Genomic DNA, 16,027 nt, shown 5'->3' with positions numbered 1-16,027 from the left:
TCTCGGAATCCGGGGCCAAGACGAAGGATCCAGGACGAAGGATGGAGATGGCCAGATGAGCGACCACGACGGGGACGCAGCCGTGACGCGCTGCGACCACCGCCGCGGCCTCGGCTGGATCCCACCCCGCGAATGCGAACAACTGGTGGGCGCACTCCTGCTGCGGAAGACCCAATCACTGCCCCGGAGTAGCGATCCGCGTCCCCTCGGCGCCAAACGACTTAGCCCACACCGACTACGAGCCGATCCAGATGACACCACCAACGACGGGGCACCTCCTCGGAGTGGACGAGGCCGACGAGTTCCACCCGATCACACTGAGCGAGCGCCGACGCGAATGTCGCGAGGAAGGCAGGTCCGGCCTGAGCGCAGAGCAGCCGTAAATGGCCTCTGCATCGAGGACCCAAGATTGGGGTGTATCCCGGACACGGGAACCGTTGGTGGCTCTCACGATCTCCACCGCGAGTGATCGATAGCGTGGCCGCCTTGAAGTAGGCGCCGAAGATGACGGAGCGACTGGAGAAGGCGCGGGCGAGGCGGAGGCTGGCTCGTTGGCCAGTTGACTCACCCCACGGCGCTGGGTTGCCGTTTGTTGTGGACGGATCAGCGAGTGCCCGGAGATGTAGCCGAGTGAAGGCACTGCGCCGGGGGCTCTGACACTTTTGGACGGGGTTTGCTCGCGCATGCCGGGGCAAGCCCTATGCTTGCTGGCGCGGATGGGCTGGACAGGCGACCGCGTCGCACTCCTTGGAGGGCGTCGAGGAAAGTCCGGGCTCCACAGGGCAGGGTGGTGGCTAACAGCCACCCGGGGTAACCCGCGGGACAGTGCCACAGAAAACAGACCGCCTCCCTCGCTCCGGCGAGGATAGGTAAGGGTGAAACGGTGGTGTAAGAGACCACCAGCGGACTGGGTGACCAGACCGGCTAGGTAAACCCCACCCGGAGCAAGGTCAGACAGCGTGCGTTCGAGGGCGGCCCGCCTGAGTACGCGGGTAGACCGCTAGAGGCCGTCGGTAACGGTGGCCGGAGATGGATGGTCGCCAGGCTCTTCGGAGTCACAGAACCCGGCTTATGCGCCAGCCCATCCGCACCTTCAGAACCGCAACTCGGCATCGACAGCGAAGCGCGTCCGGTCGTTCGAGTCGTGCCACAGGTGGGCGTAGGTTTCCAGCGTCTCGCTCGGCGACGCGTGACCAAGGCGTGCCTGCACCGTCTTCGCCGACTCGCCATACCGAATGAGTAACGACGCGTAGTAATGGCGCAAGGCGTGCATACCCGTCCCCGTCATCGCGTTCAGTCCCGCCGCCTTGGCGGCCGGGCGCCACACGTGGCCGAACGCGGATCGGATGATCGCCTGGCCGCTGAGAGTGAAGACCAGACCGTCGTCGTCGATGTTGTTGACACTCAGATGTTGGTCCAGCGCCTCGACGACCACCTGGGGCAGTGGGATGACCCGGCGGCTCGCCGTCGTCTTCGGGGGACCGAACGCGGTCGTCGGACCGGGAAGGGTAAGAAGTTGTCGGTCCACGATCACGACTGGGTCGTCACCGGTCAGACGCAACCGATCACGGGTCACTCCAAAGACCTCGCCTTGGCGCATACCGGTTCCGGCCGTGAGAGTGACGAGCGCGCGTAGGTCTTTCGGGACCTCTGTCCGGAGGCGCGCAACCTGTTCAGTTCGCAACGGAATTACCAGTCGTCGTTCCCGCTGAGGAAGACGTGTGCCCTCGCACGGATTCACTACGAGGCGCTGGTCGCGGATCGCTGCGCGGAAAACGGACGAGACAATGCCGTGGACCACACGGACGGTGGATGGAGCCAGCTTGCTGGTCAGGCTGAGCGTTTGCACCCATCCCTGAATGTCGGAGTGAACGATGGTTCCGATTCGACGGCCCCCGAGCGCGGGGTAGGCGTGGCGTCGCAGCATGGTCTCTACGTGGGCGGCGCTGCTTGCGCGGTGAAGTCGGATGGAGCGCCACTGCTCCGCGTAGTCAAAGAAGGTGATCCGCCCTGCCCTCGGGTGCCCCGTCCAACCTTGCCCCGCCGTGGATGTCACTGCCGCGAGCCAGATGTGTGCTTCTTCCTTCTCGACGAAGTGTTGAGCGCGTTCGCGCCCGTCGAGGTCTCGGTACCTCGCGCGCCATCGCCCGTTCGGTCGCCTGCTAACGCTTCCCACAGTGTCCTCGCATGTCGTGCGTGCCGTTCCGGACTGGCAAGCAACAGGACTCGCCAACGTCTTGCGAATGTGCGCTCACGGAAACAGAACTTATGTGTTCTCGTCCGGAGGAGGTCTTACATGGCCGTGATGTAGTCCTTCGAAGCCATTGGTCGAGAGGCCGTCCAGGGTCCTGGCGTACGCGACAGACGAGCAGTAGAAGGCGATCCGAAGCCCGAGAAGACGGGAAGCTACGCGTCCAGCGACCGGCACTCCGCGAAGCGCACGTCGCGCAGCCCTTCTCGAAGCCCTAGCCGCACCATGCGTCTCTAGCGCGCCGAGAGGCAGTTGCAGATTCACGAGACCAGCCGTTGCAGGCTCATCGCCGCCGAGCGTGGCCCAGTTGCAGACTCACGGATCGTCGGCAGGACGACTGGGCGGTCGTAGCCGGACGGGTCGAGGTCGGACTCTCGGCACCGTGCTGAGCGTGCGGACTACCGACGGACGGGACTTATGTACGTCCGACTACGGAGCTGCGGTCCCTGGCCTCAGCCGGGACCAGGAGAGGCCCGCGCAGGAGGGATGCCGCGCGGGCCTCTCCGAGGGGAGGGACGCTCAGAACAGGTCGGGGACCGTCCAGCCGTCGAGGTCGTACTCGGAGAGGAACTCGTCGGCGAAGCCCTTCATCGAGTCCACGTCTCCGCGGGCCTGGGCCGCGAAGAGCAGCTCGGCCTTCACGTTCTCGTGGTTGCCGGAGTAGTTGCGCTCGTAGAGCTCGTGGCGGCCGCCGAACTCCGAGCCGATGGAGTCCCACAGCGCCTTCATGACCTTGACCCGCTCGACGGCGGTGATGCCGTCGGAGCCGCGGACGTACTTGTCGAGGTACGGGCGGACCTCGGGGCTCTTGAAGTCGGCCGCGCCGGAGGGCAGGTAGATCAGGCCCGAGGCGACGTCCTGCTCGATGATCTCCTTCACCCGCGGGTAGCCGTGGATCATGAACATCCGGTACGTCAGCCCGTACTCCAGCTTCGGGATCACGGCGTCGCCGACCCACGGCTCGGGGTCGCGGGCCATCGACTCGGAGAGCGACCAGAAGAGGTTGCGCCAGCCGATGACCTCGCCGACGCGCGTCTGCACGCCGCGGAAGCCGCCCGAGCCGGTGGAGTCGAGGGCCTTGAGCAGCAGGCCGGCGAGGAAGTCGAGCTTCACCGCGAGCCGGGTGCAGCCCTGGAAGGTGAAGCGGGGCAGGAAGCCGGACTGCGGGAAGAACGCGTTGATGCGCTCGACGTCGCCGTACATGAAGACGTTCTCCCAGGGCACGAGCACCTTGTCGAAGACGAAGATGGTGTCGTTCTCGTCCATCCGGCTCGACAGTGGGTAGTCGAACGGCGAGCCGTTCCTCGCCGCCTGCTCCGTGTACGACGAACGGCAGATCAGCTTGATGCCGGGGGAGTCCATCGGGACCGTGCAGATCAGCGCGAACTGCTTCTTGCGGATCGGGAGGCCGTAGTGGGCGATGAAGTTGTAGTTGGTGATCGCGGACCCGGTGGCGACGACCTTCGCGCCCGACACGATCAGGCCGGCGTCGGTCTCCTTCTCGACCTTCATGTAGACGTCGCCGACCTCGTCGGGCGGCAGCTGCCGGTCGACCGGCGGGTTGATGATCGCGTGGTTCCAGTAGAGGACCTTCTCCTGCGACTCCCGGTACCACCGCTCGGCGTTGTCCTGGAACGGCGCGTAGAGCTCCTTGTTGGCGTGCAGGGTCCCGAGGAAGCTGGCCTTGTAGTCCGGGGAGCGGCCCATCCAGCCCCACGTCATCCGGGCCCAGCGGGCGATCGCGTCGCGCTCCTTGAGCAGGTCGGCCGACGAGGTCGGCGTCTTGAAGAACGGCATGGTCACGCCGCCGTTGCCGGTGTCGGTCGGCACCGTGAGCTCGTCGACGTGGGGGCCGGTGTGCAGGGCGTCGTACAGGCGGGCGGTCATCCGGACCGGGTTGCGGAAGGCCGGGTGCGTGGTCACGTCCTTGACCCGCTCGCCGTGCAGGTAGATCTCGCGGCCGTCGCGCAGACTCTCGATGTACTCGTCGCCGGTCATCGGGCGCGAGGCGAAGTTGGTACGCCGGTTGGCGGGTGAGTCAGCGGCCGGGTTGACCGTCGGCGGGGCGTCGTCGGTGGTGCTCGGGCGCTCGGCGAGGGTGTCGGTCATGGCGGTTCTCCTCAGTAGTGCGTGGCGGACGGGATGGGGGTGAAGCGGGTGGCGGCGTCGAACCACCCGCTGTGCGGGTCGTCGGCGCAGTGCAGCCAGGTGGCGTCGGCGCTGCGCCCGCCGAGGTGGTGGAAGGCGCTGGCGTGGAAGAGCAGCGGCCGGCGCTCGTGGACCTCGACGTCCACGACCTCGCCGAGGAACAGCAGGTGGTCGCCGCCGTCGTCGGTGCGCCAGGCCCGGCACGAGATCGTCGCGCTGGTGCCGCACAGCAGCGGGGCCGTTGGGCCGTCCCGCCACCGGATCGGGTCGTCGCCGGGGCGGCCCGCGAAGTGCATCGCCACCTCGACCTGGTCGGACGCCAGCACGTTGACGGCGTACGACGCGCCGTCGAGCAGGCCGCAGGCCTTCGACGTACGGGTCAGCGCGACCTGCACGAGCGGCGGGTCGAGCGAGATCGGGGTGAACGCCGTGACGGTCGCCCCGTGCGGGGTGCCGTCGGCGGTCCGGCAGGTGATCACCGTGACGCCCGTGGCGAACCGGCCGAAGGTGTCCCGGAGCGTTCTGGTGTCGGTCGAGGTGCTCATGGCCCAGGGACGCTAGGTCGGTCCGGCGCGACGGTCGATCCGCTTTGCGCAGGACCTGTCCGGATGCCGCAACGCGCTGTGACGGCGGTCATGATGCGCTCCCGCCGGTCTTGACGCCGGAGCTACCGTGAGGGGCGTCACAAGGAGGTCGGGTGATGAGCACCGCCGTGGACCCGAACTGGGAGTCCTTCTCCGACGCCGTCACCGATGCCTACTTCCCGCACCGGCTGACGGTCCGCCGTACGCCGCGGCAGCCGGCGACGACGCTGCGCGCGGTGGATCTCGGGCCGGTCCGGCTGGCCCGCATCGGCTGGGGCTCCGACGTGTCCGTGGAGTCCGACCACCCGGGCGCGTGGGCGGTGAACGTCCCGCGCAGCGGCGTGCTCGAGGCCCGGGTCGGCGAGCGGCACGTGCTGTCGGTGGACGGCCAGGCGACGGTCTGCCCGCCCGACGTGCGCACCCGGATGACCCACTGGTCGGCCGACTGCTCGATCGTGGGCATGCGCATCGACCGCGACTACCTGAGCCAGGAGGTGGCCACCCTGGTCGGCGGCTCGAGCGCCGCGATGCCGGCCCAGATCGACCTGCACGGCGGCGCCGGCCTGACCTGGCTCACGCTGCTCTCGACGATCGGGAGCGAGGTGCTGCACCGCCCCGAGCTGCGCGAGGACCGGACCGTGGCCATGCGGCTCGGCGCGACGCTCACCGCGGCGCTGGTCCTCGCCTGCTACCCGGAGTCCGACGAGCACGGCGGCCTGCAGCCGCGCATCGTGTCGCGGGTGCTCGACGCGCTCGAGGACGACCCGGCGCGGGCCTGGACGGCCTCCGACCTGGCGGCCGTGGCCGGGGTCGGCATCCGCCGGCTCCAGCAGGGCTTCCGCGAGTACCACGGCCGTACGCCGATGGCCGTGCTCCAGGACATCCGCCTCGAACGGGCGCACGCCGACCTGCTCGGCGGCGACGCCGCGACGGTCGCCGACGTGGCCTACCGGTGGGGGTTCGGACACCTCGGCAGGTTCGCCGCCGCCTACCGCGAGCGCTACGGCGTCGCGCCGTCCCACACGCTCCGCGGCTGAGGGTCGTAGCCTCCGGGCATGGAGCTGCGCCACCTGCGCTACTACGTCGCCGTCGCGGAGGAGTGCCACTTCGGGCGCGCCGCCCAGCGCCTGCTCATCGCCCAGCCGCCGTTGTCGCAGCAGATCAAGCAGCTCGAGGCGGAGCTCGGGGTCCAGCTGCTGGTCCGCTCGACGCGGCGGGTGGAGCTCACCCCGGCCGGCGAGCGCTACCTGGTGCGGGCGCGGGAGATCCTGGCCGGCGTCGACGCCGCCGGTGCCGAGGCGGTGCGGGTGGCCGCCGGCGAGGTCGGGCACGTCGCCATCGGGTTCACCGGCTCGGCGACGTACGAGCTGCTGCCGACTCTCAGCCGCGCTCTGCGCGCCGCCCTGCCGGGCGTCGAGCTCGACCTGCGCGGCGAGCAGCTGACGCCGAGCCAGGTCGACGGCCTGCTCGACGGCACCCTGGACGTCGGCCTGCTCCGGCCCCCGGTCGGCGACGCCGCCGTCGAGGTCCGGCAGCTGCGCGACGAGCCGCTCGTCGCGGTCCTTCCGGAGACGCACCCGCTGGCGGCGGCCGACACCGTCGCGATCCGCGACCTCCGGGACGAGCCGTTCGTGGGCTACCCCTCCCAGCACCGCAGCGTCGTCCACGACGCGGTGCTCGCGGCGTGCCGGGACGCCGGGTTCACCCCGCGGCCGACGGAGGTCGCCGAGACCTCGACGCTCGTCTCGTTCGTCGCGGCCGGGATGGGGGTCGCCCTGGTCCCGGCCTCGGTGCGGCACCTGCGGATCACCGGCGCGACGTACCGTCCGCTGGCCGGGGACCCGCCACGCGTGGCGCTGGCGGTCGCCACGCGGCTCGGCGAGACCTCCCCCGTCGTACGCCGGGTGCTCGACGTCGTGAGCGCCGCGATGGTCGATCTCGATCAAGACGTCTGAGGTCTTGATCAAGACGAACTGTGTCCTTCACATGTCCTGATCGGCGTGTGACGCTCGTCGCATGAAGATCAGCCGGGTCGAGGCGATCCCCTACGCGATCCCGTACCGCAAGCCGCTGCGCTTCGCCAGCGGCGAGGTCGCCACCGCCGAGCACGTGCTGGTCCGGGTGCACACCGACGACGGGATCGTCGGGACCGCGGACGCCCCGCCGCGCCCGTTCACCTACGGCGAGACCCAGACGTCGGTCCGCTCGATCGTCGCCGACTCCTTCGGTCCCGCGATCGTCGGCACCAGCATCCTCGACCGCGAGGTCGTGCTCGCCCGCCTCAACCGCACGGTCGGCAACCCGGTCGCCAAGGCGGCCGTGGACATGGCGATCTGGGACGCGATCGGCCAGACCCTCGGCACCTCGGTCACCGAGCTGCTCGGCGGCTGGACCGACCGGATGCGCGTCTCCCACATGGTCGGCTTCGCCCCCGCCGCGGAGATGGTCGCCGAGGCCGAGCGGATGCGCGACGAGTACGGCGTCACGACGTTCAAGGTCAAGGTGGGCCGACGGCCGTACCGCCTCGACGTCGACGCCTGCCGCGCGCTGCGCGAGGCGCTCGGCCCGGACGTCGAGCTGTACGTCGACGGCAACCGCGGCTGGACGGCGAGCGAGTCGGCCCGCGCGCTGGGCGAGATGGCCGACCTCGGGCTGACCTTCGCCGAGGAGCTGTGCCCCGCCGACGACGTGCTCGGCCGCCGCTGGCTGGTGCAGCAGGCCACCATCCCGATGTTCGCCGACGAGAGCGTCGCCCGTCCCGGCGAGGTGACGCGCGAGCTGCTGTCGGGAGCCGCGACCGGCATCAGCATCAAGACCTCCCGCACCGGCTTCACCACCAGCCAGCGCCTCGTGGGCCTGTGCGAGGGCCTCGGCGTCGAGGTCGTCATCGGGAACCAGATCGACAGCCAGCTCGGCTCGCTCTGCGCCGCGGCGTTCGGGGCGGCGTACCCGCTCACCGCGCGACGCGCGGCCGAGCTCTCCAACTTCCTGGACATGACCGACGACCTGCTCGCCGAGCCCCTCGTGATCGAGGACGGCGAGCTGCGCGTGCGGCAGGGACCGGGACTCGGGATCGAGATCGACGAGCACAAGCTCGCGCACTACCGCCAGGACGGCGACCACCAGACCACCCGCAGCACGGAACGGAGCACCACCATGACCCAGCAGCTCGACCACCCGGAGCTCGCCGAGCAGGACGCCACCGCGGCCGCCTCCGGCGCCAACGCCACGGCCGTCTTCCGCTCGAAGACCGCGAACGCCGGCTCCACGATCAGCAAGGAGCGGGTCGACGAGGTCGCGACGGCCGCCATCCGCGCGCTGCACGAGGTGATCCGGGAGAAGCAGGTCACCTACGAGGAGTACGACCACCTCAAGAGCTGGCTGATCCAGGTCGGCATGGACGGCGAGTGGCCGCTCTTCCTCGACGTGTGGCTCGAGCACGTCGTCGAGGAGGTCGCGAACTCCGACCGCCAGGGCAGCAAGGGCACGATCGAGGGTCCCTACTACGTGCCGAGCTCGCCCGAGCTGCCGTCGGTGGCCACCCTCCCGATGCGCGACGACGAGCCCGGCACCGACCTGGTGTTCCAGGGCCAGGTCACCTCGGTCGACGGTACGGCGCTCGGCGGCGCCGTCGTCGACATCTGGCACGCCGACGACTACGGCTACTACTCGCAGTTCGCGCCGGGTCTGCCCGAGTGGCTCTTCCGCGGCCGGGTCGTCACCGACGCCGAGGGCCGGTTCGCGATCAGCACCAAGCAGCCGGCGCCGTACCAGATCCCGACCGACGGCTCGTGCGGCCGGCTCATCGACGCCGCCGGGTGGCACGCCTGGCGCCCCGCGCACATCCACCTCAAGGTCTCCGCGGCCGGCCACGAGACCGTGACCTCGCAGCTCTACTTCGAGGGCGGCGAGTACGTCGAGACCGACATCGCCGACGCTGTGAAGCCCGAGCTCATGCTGGCGCCCACCCCGCGCGCCGACGGACAGGGCAACGAGGTCACCTACGACTTCGTGCTCGACCCCCAGCGCGCCTGATGCCGCTCTACGCCGTCCGCATGGACGTCGACCTCCCGGCCGACCTGCCCGGCCGGGAGGACCTGCTCGCGCGGGAGAAGGCGTACAGCCAGGAGCTGCAGCGCTCGGGGGAGTGGCGGCACATCTGGCGGGTCGCCGGCCGCTACTCCAACCTGAGCATCTTCGACGTCGCGGACAACGACGCCCTCCACGAGCTGCTGTGGAACCTGCCTCTCTTCCCCTACATGAGCGTCGAGGTCACCCCGCTGTCCGTGCACCCGTCGGCCGTCTGAGCCTCACAGCGTCAGCTCCGGCTGGATGCGCGCGACCGTCCACCTCCGCTGCCGGCGGGCCGCGACGGCGGTGAGCGCCAGCGCCGCGAGACCCCAGCAGGCCAGGACGAGCGCGTCGCGGAGCACCAGGCTGTCGAGGCCGCCGTACATGAGCTGCCGCAGGCCATCGACCGAGTACGACATCGGCAGCACGTGGTGCAGGGGGTAGAGCGGAGCGGGGATGGTCTGCCAGGGGAAGGTGCCCCCGGCCGTCACCAGCTGGACGACGAGCAGGACCAGGCCGAGGAACTGCCCGGCGGTGCCGAGCCAGGCGTTGAGCATCTGCACGATCGCCACGAAGACGGCCGACACCAGCAGCATGAACGCCAGGGTGCCGGGGGCGTTGCGCGGCTCGATGCCGACGGCGAGGGCGACGACGGTGAGCAGCACCCCCATCTGGACGACCCCGATCAGCGCGGGTGCCAGCCAGCCGCCGAACGCCACGCGGACGGCGCCCTGGCGGGCAGCCACGGCCCGGCGCGAGAGCGGACGGACGATGAGGAAGAGGACGTAGCCGCCGATCCAGGTCGCCAGGGAGAGGAAGAACGGCGCGAGACCGGCGCCGTACGACCCCGCGCTGGTGCGGCTGCTGTCCCGGATCGCGACCGGGTCGCCGATCGTGCTCGCCACGCTGTTCCGCGTCTCCTCGTCGACGGCGGGCAGGCGCTGGACGCCGGCCTCCAGGCCGGACGCCAGCCGTCGCGCTCCGGGGGCGAGCTCGCCGAGCCCGTCGAGCAGCTCGGCCGCGCCGGAGTCGAGGGCGGCCGCACCGGTGGCGAGGCGGTCGGCTCCGGCCGCCAGGTCCGAGGAGCCGTCGTGCGCCTCGGCGATCCCGTCCGCGAGCCGGGGCGACGCCGCGGCGAGCCGTTCCGCGCCGTCGGCCACCTCCCCGGCGCCGGCCGCGAGCCGGTCGAGCTGCGAGGCGGCGCCCTGGACGTCGTCGTCCGCCGCCCGGACCGTGGCGCCCAGGTCGTCGTACACCTGCAGGACCTCGCGCCGCTGCTGAGCGGTGAGGCCCAGCTCCTGCATCCGCTGGTTCAGGTCGCTCCGCCCGCCCGAGTACGCCGTCCGCACGTCGCGGGACGCCGCGGCGATGTCGTCCCCGACGCCCGCGAGCTGCTGGTTGCCGTCGGCGACCTGCCGGGCGCCGTCGGCCAGCTGCCGGGTCTGGTCCGGCAGGTTCGCCGTACTCGACTCGAGGGTGCCGAGTCCGGAGTCGAGCCGGCTCGCACCGTCGGCGAGGGTCTGTGCGCCGTCGTTCAGCTCGGTGGCGCCCTGGGCGAGCTGTCGGGCGCCCCTCCTCGCCTGCCGCGCGCCGTCGGCGAGCTCCTGTGCTCCCGACGCGGCGTCGACCAGGCTCGACCGGGTGTCGGCGATGCCCAGGAGGAACGTGGACGCCGCCTGCTCGCTCACCTGGGTGGCGACGGCGTTGCGCACCTTGCCGGTGACCTGGTCCGCGATCGTCGTGGAGAGGTAGGAGTTGGCGTCGTTGGTCAGCATGACCAGCCGCGCCTGCTCGGGGTCGAAGCGCGCGGAGCTGGCCAGGGCCGCCGAGAAGTCGCGGGGGACGGTGAGCGCGAAGTCGTAGGTGCCGTTCTCGACCCCCTGCTCCGCCTCGCTCGCGCTGACCTCGTGCCAGTCGAAGTCGCCGCTGTCGAGGAGCTGGTCGGCCACGTCGCGGCCGGCGTGGACCTCGGTCGTCCGGCCGTCCTGGTCGACGGTGACCGGCCGGTCCTCGACGACCAGCGCCGCCGGCACCTGGGCGAGCCGGCCGTACGGATCGTGGTTGGCGTAGAGGTAGAGGCCGCCATACAGCGTCGGGACCAGGACGAGCGCGAGGATCGCCAGGCGGGGCAGGCGCCCCGCGGAGATGCGCCGCAGCTCGGTGATCGCCAGCCGGACCGAGATCATCACGCCTCCTCGGCGGCATGGCCGCCGGTCTCGGGCGGGCCGTCGGCTCCGCCGATCGCACTGACGGCGACGTGCGCGTGGGTCGCCGCCGCGAGCCCCATGGTGACCAGCACGCCGAAGCCCTGCGCCGCCAGCTCGGCGGCGGCCGGCTCCCAGTCGGCCGGCAGCGCGCCGTACCGCTCGGGCATCGTGAGGACGAGGAAGCGCGTGCCGGGACGCTGCGCCGTGAGCCTGAGGAGCAGGGCCACGCGCTCCGCGGCCGGGACGTCCTCGATCCGGGTGGCCAGGAGGCTCGGGGGTGCCCACGCGCCGACCGCGGCGCGGTCGGCGGGCCGCCCGGCCATCGCCAGCTCCTCGCCGATGACGGTGCCGAGCGGGAGGACGCCGTCGGGCTCGCTGACGCCGGGTACGTCGACCAGCGCCACCGCCCGCGCCAGCCGGTCCAGGTCCGGGTCGTCGTCGAGGGTCACCGTCCCCTCCGTCGGCACCAGTCGGCCGCCCAGCGCGAGCGCGAGCGCGGTGTGCCCGTGGCCCGGATCGCCGACGACGCCGTGCACCACTCCGGTGCCGACCGAGACCGTGGTCGGACGGAGAATCGGACTGTGGGCGCCCGTGACGGCGAGGCCGACGGCCTCCAGGACGCGATCTGCCGGATGGTCAGCCATGGATCCTCCGACCCTCCGAGAGTGTGGCGTCAGGCCTCGACGCTACAAGCAGTCGGCCCGCCCCGGCGAGGACGACGCGGGCCCACCCGCGACACCGCCGCCTGTCCGCCGGTTGGCGTCGAGAAGCTCCTCGGCATCGGCCAGGATCCGACGGGCATCGCCCAGGTGAGTGCCGGTGACCGGACGTGCGCCGTCGGTCGGTACGGCGCGTCGCTCCGGCACCGGGGCCGGGCGCGCCGCGGCGACGGTCCACGTGGGGCCCGGCGCGGTCGGGCTGAGCACGACGTCGGCGTGGAGCCGCAGGAGCCGGAGTCCGAGGACGCGGGCCAGGATCTCGGCGTGGACGAGAGCTCCCGTGGCGAGCGTCGTTCCGTGGTCGGCGACCGGGGCGCCGAGCTCCGGGGGACCGACGACCTGGGGGAGCCCGACGCTGCGCGGGCTCGTCAGCGAGCGTCGTCGCATCGTCCGCGATCTGCGCATCTCGTCTCCGTCCCTGCGGCGTCAGACCCTCCTGGTCCGATCCCGGATGCTGGAGACGACCGCGCTGGCCGCGGTCACCACACCGAGCACCGCCAGGGCGGTGGCGCCCGAGGCGATCACCGTCTTGGGATCGATGTGCTCGACCTTGCTCACCGCCTGCTCGGGGGCGCTCTTGCCCAGCAGCTTCATCGCTCGCACTCTCCTGATCTCAACTCGTCGTCTTCGTGGTCGCGGCGGACTTCTTCGCCGCCGTCCTGCGCGATCCGCCGGCCTTCGCCGTCTGCTTCCTCGCCGTCTGCTTCTTCGGTGCGGAGGCCTTCTTCGGTGTGGAGGTCGTCTTCTTCCGCGGTGCCGACCGCGCGGCAGCCGAGGAACCGGACCCGCTCGCCGGGCGGCGCTGGCGGGCACGCGCGCGGGTGATCGCGGCGACGAGCTCGTCGTGCTTCATCCGAGACCGTCCCTCGATGCCCAGGCCGGCCGCGACCTGGCGCAGCTCGGCGACGGTCCGCTCGCTCAGGGGGCCGACGGCGTCCTTCACCTCGCTGCGCCTCTCGAGGGTCGCGGTGACGCCGGCCGCCTCGTGGCGCAGCTGCTGAGCGGTCTGTGCCCGGTCGTCCACCCGGCCCACCTCCGCCTCGGCCTCGGCGCGCTGCCGCTCGCTCGCGAGCTCGTCCTCGAGCGAGTGGATCCGGTCCGACCAGTCGGCCTCGACCGACGCCCGTTCCGCCTCCACCGCCTCATCGGCACGGCGGCGCGCATCCGCGACCCGGTCGGCGATCGCACGGTCGCGCTCCTCGGAGGCCGCGGCGAGCCGCTCGCGATGGCGTCGGTCGACCTCGCGGACCTCCTCGGCGAGCTCGTGCGCGCGCTCAGCCCGGGCCACCGCCTGCTGCTCGGCCTTCTGCGCCCGCTCGACCGCGGCCCGCGCCTCGGCGAGCCGGGCGTCGACGCGGTCACCTCCGGGCAGGACCTTCCGGGCAGCCCGCTGCACGGCGCGTCCGCCGTCGGCGAGTCCGTTGCTCGCACCTCCGGCGACCGCCTCGGCTCCGTCCGACACGGCGCTGACGGGGCCGCCGAGCGTGCGGGACGCCACCCACGCCGCATTGCTGGGCAGATCGACCACCCCGGTCTTCGTCTTCGCGGCCAACCACACGACAGGATTTCGCGTCACGGTGAGCTCCCTCCGAAAATTCGTACATCGGCGGTACCCCTGGATGTGACCTGGCTAACACTCCGTTCGAGCGGGGCCGGTGCGCGTGGGCGGCGCCGGAATGGCCCGTTCGGGCCACGCGCCGTACGTCGTCGGGGTGCGATGCTCCGAGGAGCCGGATCCTGGGAGGGACGATGGCGACGAGCGTGCTGGGCGTCGACCGCGACTACTCGAGCCTGTCGGTCCGTGACCTGCTCGAGGCCCGCGACCACTACCACTGGCACCTGACCCACCTGGCGAACGTCGTCGGGACGGCGGTCGGCCTCTACTACATCCGCACCGACGATCCGTGGCCGTCGGCCGCGGCGTCGTACCGCCAGATCAAGGAGCGGCGGGCGGCGTCGGTCGAGCCGAGGCCGCCGCGGACGTTCGCGAACAGCGAGGTGCGCGACTACTCGTGGCCGTGCGTGCTCGTCCTCGTCGACGCGTGGATCGACAGCAACGACTTCGGCGACAAGGCGCCGCCGACCGAGATGGTCCCGAAGACGCTGTTCCTCCCGGACGGGCGCACCGTCCCCGTCTGCGTCGTCCTCGTGAGCCGGGAGCAGCCGAGCACCGAGCTGCTGCCGCGGTGGTCCTGGCCGCGGACGCGCGTGGGTGGTGGCTGCCCGCTCATCAGCGCCGTCCAGGGCCGCGACAACGTCGCGAGCGTGGGGGCGCTCGTGACCGACGGGCACACGACGTACGCGCTGACGAGCCGCCACGTCGCCGGACCCGCGGGCCATCCGGCGAGCACGATCCTGGGCGGGCGCCGCGTCGAGATCGGTGCGTCCGCGGAGCGCCAGATCACCCGGCTGCCGTTCTCCGAGGTCTACCCCGAGTACGCCGGCCGCCGGTCCTACCTGACGTTGGACGTGGGCCTGGTCGCCGTCGAGGACGTCGACGACTGGACGTCGCAGGTGCTCGGGCTGCCGCACGTCGGCGAGCTCGCGGACCTCAGCGAGCGCAACATCGGGACGCGGCTCATCGACGCGCCGGTCACGGCGTACGGCGCCGCGTCCGGCCTGCTGCAGGGGCGGGTCGCCGCGCTGTTCTTCCGGCACCGCAGCCGGGGCGGGTACGACGACGTCACCGACTTCCTCATCGCGCCGGTCCCCGGCGCGGCCGGGTCCCAGCCCGGCGACTCCGGCACGGTGTGGCACCTGGCGGAGACCGACGACGCCGGCCGCGGGACGCTCCGCCCGCTCGCGGTGCAGTGGGGAGGCCAGCGGTTCGGCTCGCCCGCGGCCGGCGCCGAGGGCTTCGACTTCGCCCTCGCCGCCAGCATGACGACGGTCCTGCGGCTGCTCGACGTCGAGCTGGTTGTCGAGCACAACACCAGCGCCCAGCCGTTCTGGGGAAAGACCGGGCACTACTCGATCGCCACGCTGGCGTGCACCGACCTCGCGCCCGGCGCGCTCGCGACGCTGATGGCCGCGAACACCGACCGGGTCAGCTTCGACGTCGACCAGCTGGACCCGGGCGACGTCAACGACGCGACGGTGGCCGCGAAGAAGGCGGGCGACTTCATCCCGCTCGCCGACGTACCCGACCTGGTCTGGAAGACCACGCCCGACCAGGTCCCTGGCGGGCGCGACATCCGCGCGCGCGTCGGGCCGGAGCACCCGGCGCACCACGCGGACAGCGACGTACCCGACTCCGACGGCGCGACCCTGCGCAGCCTCGCGATCGCGGACCCCGACACCCTCTCCGTCGAGACGTGGCGGGACTTCTACACGCGCACCGGACACGCGCAGTCCCGCGAGCGCGGACTGCTCCCGTTCCGGGTCTGGCAGTTCTTCGACGAGCTGACCGCGGCAGCGGCGGCGCGCGATACGACACGGTTCGTCTGTGCCGCGGGACTCCTCGCCCACTACGTCGGCGACGCGTGCCAGTCCCTGCACGGCTCGCAGCACGCGGACGGCGTCCGCGGCGACCCGCCGATCGGCCAGGGCGTCCACTCCGCCTACGAGAGCGCGATGGTCGACCACCGCGCGGTCGAGCTGCTGGCGGGGATGCGCGCGGCGATCGACGACGACACCGTCCAGGCTCCCGACCCGGTCGCGACGGGTCACCACGCCGCCCTCGCCGTCGTCGAGCTCATGGACCGGAGCGCCCGGCGGGTGGACCCGTTCGCGCTCGCCACGGCGTACGCCGCCACCCAGCGCGGCCGGACCGCGAAGCACCCCACCAAGAACCGCACCGTCACGACCGCGCTGTGGGAGGAGTTCGGGGAAGGGACCACGCTCAACATGGCCGACGGCGTCCGCACCCTGGCCATGCTCTGGCAGTCGGCCTGGACCGTCGGCCTCTCCGGCGACACCCCGGCCGCCGCGCTGCTCGGTCCGGCCGACCGGGACGCGCTCCGGGCGCTCTACGAGGACCCGACGTTCGTCGAGTCGCTGGACCTCGACCACGTCGGGCCGGTGCTGTCGCCGCCGTAGCAGCGAAGC

Annotated in this window: 13 protein-coding genes and 1 other RNA gene; 6 read left to right on the top strand and 8 right to left on the bottom strand. The window is 71.7% G+C overall.

The window, feature by feature from the left end:
• The first annotated feature begins 717 nt into the window (after nt 1-717).
• Nucleotides 718-1,088, top strand: an RNA gene (gene rnpB, locus VMF51_RS13580) — RNase P RNA component class A.
• Nucleotides 1,089-1,093: 5 nt separating this feature from the next.
• Here the strand turns inward: rnpB and VMF51_RS13575 are convergent.
• The 3 genes from VMF51_RS13575 to VMF51_RS13565 form a co-directional block, all read right to left on the bottom strand.
• Nucleotides 1,094-2,056, bottom strand: coding sequence for a tyrosine-type recombinase/integrase (locus VMF51_RS13575; RefSeq protein WP_414689468.1), 963 nt, complete (start codon nt 2,054-2,056; stop codon nt 1,094-1,096).
• A 714-nt stretch (nt 2,057-2,770) separates the two neighbouring features.
• The gene (locus tag VMF51_RS13570; protein WP_325474975.1) at nt 2,771-4,360 is read right to left on the bottom strand and encodes a 4-hydroxyphenylacetate 3-hydroxylase family protein; all 1,590 of its coding nucleotides are present in this window, start codon (nt 4,358-4,360) and stop codon (nt 2,771-2,773) included.
• A gap of 11 nt (nt 4,361-4,371) precedes the next feature.
• Nucleotides 4,372-4,944 (bottom strand): flavin reductase family protein, encoded by a 573-nt coding sequence (locus tag VMF51_RS13565; RefSeq protein WP_325474974.1) that lies wholly within the window; start codon nt 4,942-4,944, stop codon nt 4,372-4,374.
• Between the two features lie 155 nt (nt 4,945-5,099).
• Here VMF51_RS13565 and VMF51_RS13560 point away from each other — a divergent pair, with 155 nt between their 5' ends.
• From VMF51_RS13560 to catC, 4 genes are all read left to right on the top strand, one after another.
• Entirely contained in the window at nt 5,100-6,020 is a 921-nt protein-coding gene (locus tag VMF51_RS13560; protein WP_325474973.1) for an AraC family transcriptional regulator, read from the top strand.
• An 18-nt stretch (nt 6,021-6,038) separates the two neighbouring features.
• Complete coding sequence (locus VMF51_RS13555) at nt 6,039-6,938, top strand: LysR family transcriptional regulator (protein ID WP_325474972.1); 900 nt, start codon at nt 6,039-6,041, stop codon at nt 6,936-6,938.
• A 61-nt stretch (nt 6,939-6,999) separates the two neighbouring features.
• Nucleotides 7,000-9,018, top strand: a complete 2,019-nt coding sequence (gene catA / locus VMF51_RS13550; RefSeq protein ID WP_325474971.1) for a catechol 1,2-dioxygenase — start codon at nt 7,000-7,002, stop codon at nt 9,016-9,018.
• Entirely contained in the window at nt 9,018-9,290 is a 273-nt protein-coding gene (catC, locus tag VMF51_RS13545; RefSeq protein ID WP_325474970.1) for a muconolactone Delta-isomerase, read from the top strand. The genes catA and catC overlap by 1 nt, the downstream gene beginning before the upstream one ends.
• A 3-nt stretch (nt 9,291-9,293) precedes the next feature.
• On the opposite strand, the gene VMF51_RS13540 is transcribed toward catC, so the two are convergent.
• The 5 genes from VMF51_RS13540 to VMF51_RS13520 are packed head-to-tail and all read right to left on the bottom strand — an operon-like array spanning nt 9,294 to nt 13,556.
• Nucleotides 9,294-11,240: a YhgE/Pip domain-containing protein gene (locus tag VMF51_RS13540; RefSeq protein WP_325475047.1), complete on the bottom strand. Its 1,947-nt coding sequence runs from the start codon at nt 11,238-11,240 to the stop codon at nt 9,294-9,296.
• Nucleotides 11,240-11,905, bottom strand: a complete 666-nt coding sequence (locus VMF51_RS13535) for a hypothetical protein (protein WP_325474969.1) — start codon at nt 11,903-11,905, stop codon at nt 11,240-11,242. Before VMF51_RS13535 ends, VMF51_RS13540 begins: the two co-directional genes overlap by 1 nt.
• A gap of 42 nt (nt 11,906-11,947) precedes the next feature.
• Nucleotides 11,948-12,385 carry a hypothetical protein gene (locus tag VMF51_RS13530; protein WP_325474968.1) on the bottom strand — a complete coding sequence of 146 codons (438 nt, stop codon included), beginning with the start codon at nt 12,383-12,385 and terminating at the stop codon, nt 11,948-11,950.
• Nucleotides 12,386-12,406: 21 nt separating this feature from the next.
• On the bottom strand, nt 12,407-12,574 hold the full coding sequence (locus VMF51_RS13525; protein WP_325474967.1) for a hypothetical protein: 168 nt from the start codon (nt 12,572-12,574) through the stop codon (nt 12,407-12,409).
• 19 nt (nt 12,575-12,593) lie between these two features.
• Nucleotides 12,594-13,556, bottom strand: coding sequence for a Rho termination factor N-terminal domain-containing protein (locus tag VMF51_RS13520; RefSeq protein WP_325474966.1), 963 nt, complete (start codon nt 13,554-13,556; stop codon nt 12,594-12,596).
• A gap of 173 nt (nt 13,557-13,729) precedes the next feature.
• Between VMF51_RS13520 and VMF51_RS13515 the strand changes: the two genes are divergently transcribed.
• A complete protein-coding gene (locus VMF51_RS13515; RefSeq protein WP_325474965.1) occupies nt 13,730-16,018 on the top strand; it encodes a hypothetical protein in 2,289 nt (762 codons plus the stop codon).
• Nucleotides 16,019-16,027 lie beyond the last annotated feature (9 nt).

This window comes from Nocardioides sp., from assembly GCF_035503875.1.
In the GTDB taxonomy this organism is placed as follows: Bacteria; Actinomycetota; Actinomycetes; order Propionibacteriales; family Nocardioidaceae; genus Nocardioides.
The sequence above is the reverse complement of the archived record's forward strand: the minus strand, read 5'-3'. Positions and strand labels throughout refer to the sequence as shown.

Bases quoted from the DNA above. Each gene is read 5' to 3' on its own strand.
- VMF51_RS13570 (WP_325474975.1), bottom strand. From the start codon at position 4,360: ATGACCGACACCCTCGCCGAGCGCCCGAGCACCACCGACGACGCCCCG.
- VMF51_RS13565 (WP_325474974.1), bottom strand. From the start codon at position 4,944: ATGAGCACCTCGACCGACACCAGAACGCTCCGGGACACCTTCGGCCGG.
- VMF51_RS13560 (WP_325474973.1), top strand. From the start codon at position 5,100: ATGAGCACCGCCGTGGACCCGAACTGGGAGTCCTTCTCCGACGCCGTC.
- VMF51_RS13555 (WP_325474972.1), top strand. From the start codon at position 6,039: ATGGAGCTGCGCCACCTGCGCTACTACGTCGCCGTCGCGGAGGAGTGC.
- catA (WP_325474971.1), top strand. From the start codon at position 7,000: ATGAAGATCAGCCGGGTCGAGGCGATCCCCTACGCGATCCCGTACCGC.
- catC (WP_325474970.1), top strand. From the start codon at position 9,018: ATGCCGCTCTACGCCGTCCGCATGGACGTCGACCTCCCGGCCGACCTG.
- VMF51_RS13540 (WP_325475047.1), bottom strand. From the start codon at position 11,240: ATGATCTCGGTCCGGCTGGCGATCACCGAGCTGCGGCGCATCTCCGCG.
- VMF51_RS13535 (WP_325474969.1), bottom strand. From the start codon at position 11,905: ATGGCTGACCATCCGGCAGATCGCGTCCTGGAGGCCGTCGGCCTCGCC.
- VMF51_RS13530 (WP_325474968.1), bottom strand. From the start codon at position 12,385: ATGCGCAGATCGCGGACGATGCGACGACGCTCGCTGACGAGCCCGCGC.
- VMF51_RS13525 (WP_325474967.1), bottom strand. From the start codon at position 12,574: ATGAAGCTGCTGGGCAAGAGCGCCCCCGAGCAGGCGGTGAGCAAGGTC.
- VMF51_RS13515 (WP_325474965.1), top strand. From the start codon at position 13,730: ATGGCGACGAGCGTGCTGGGCGTCGACCGCGACTACTCGAGCCTGTCG.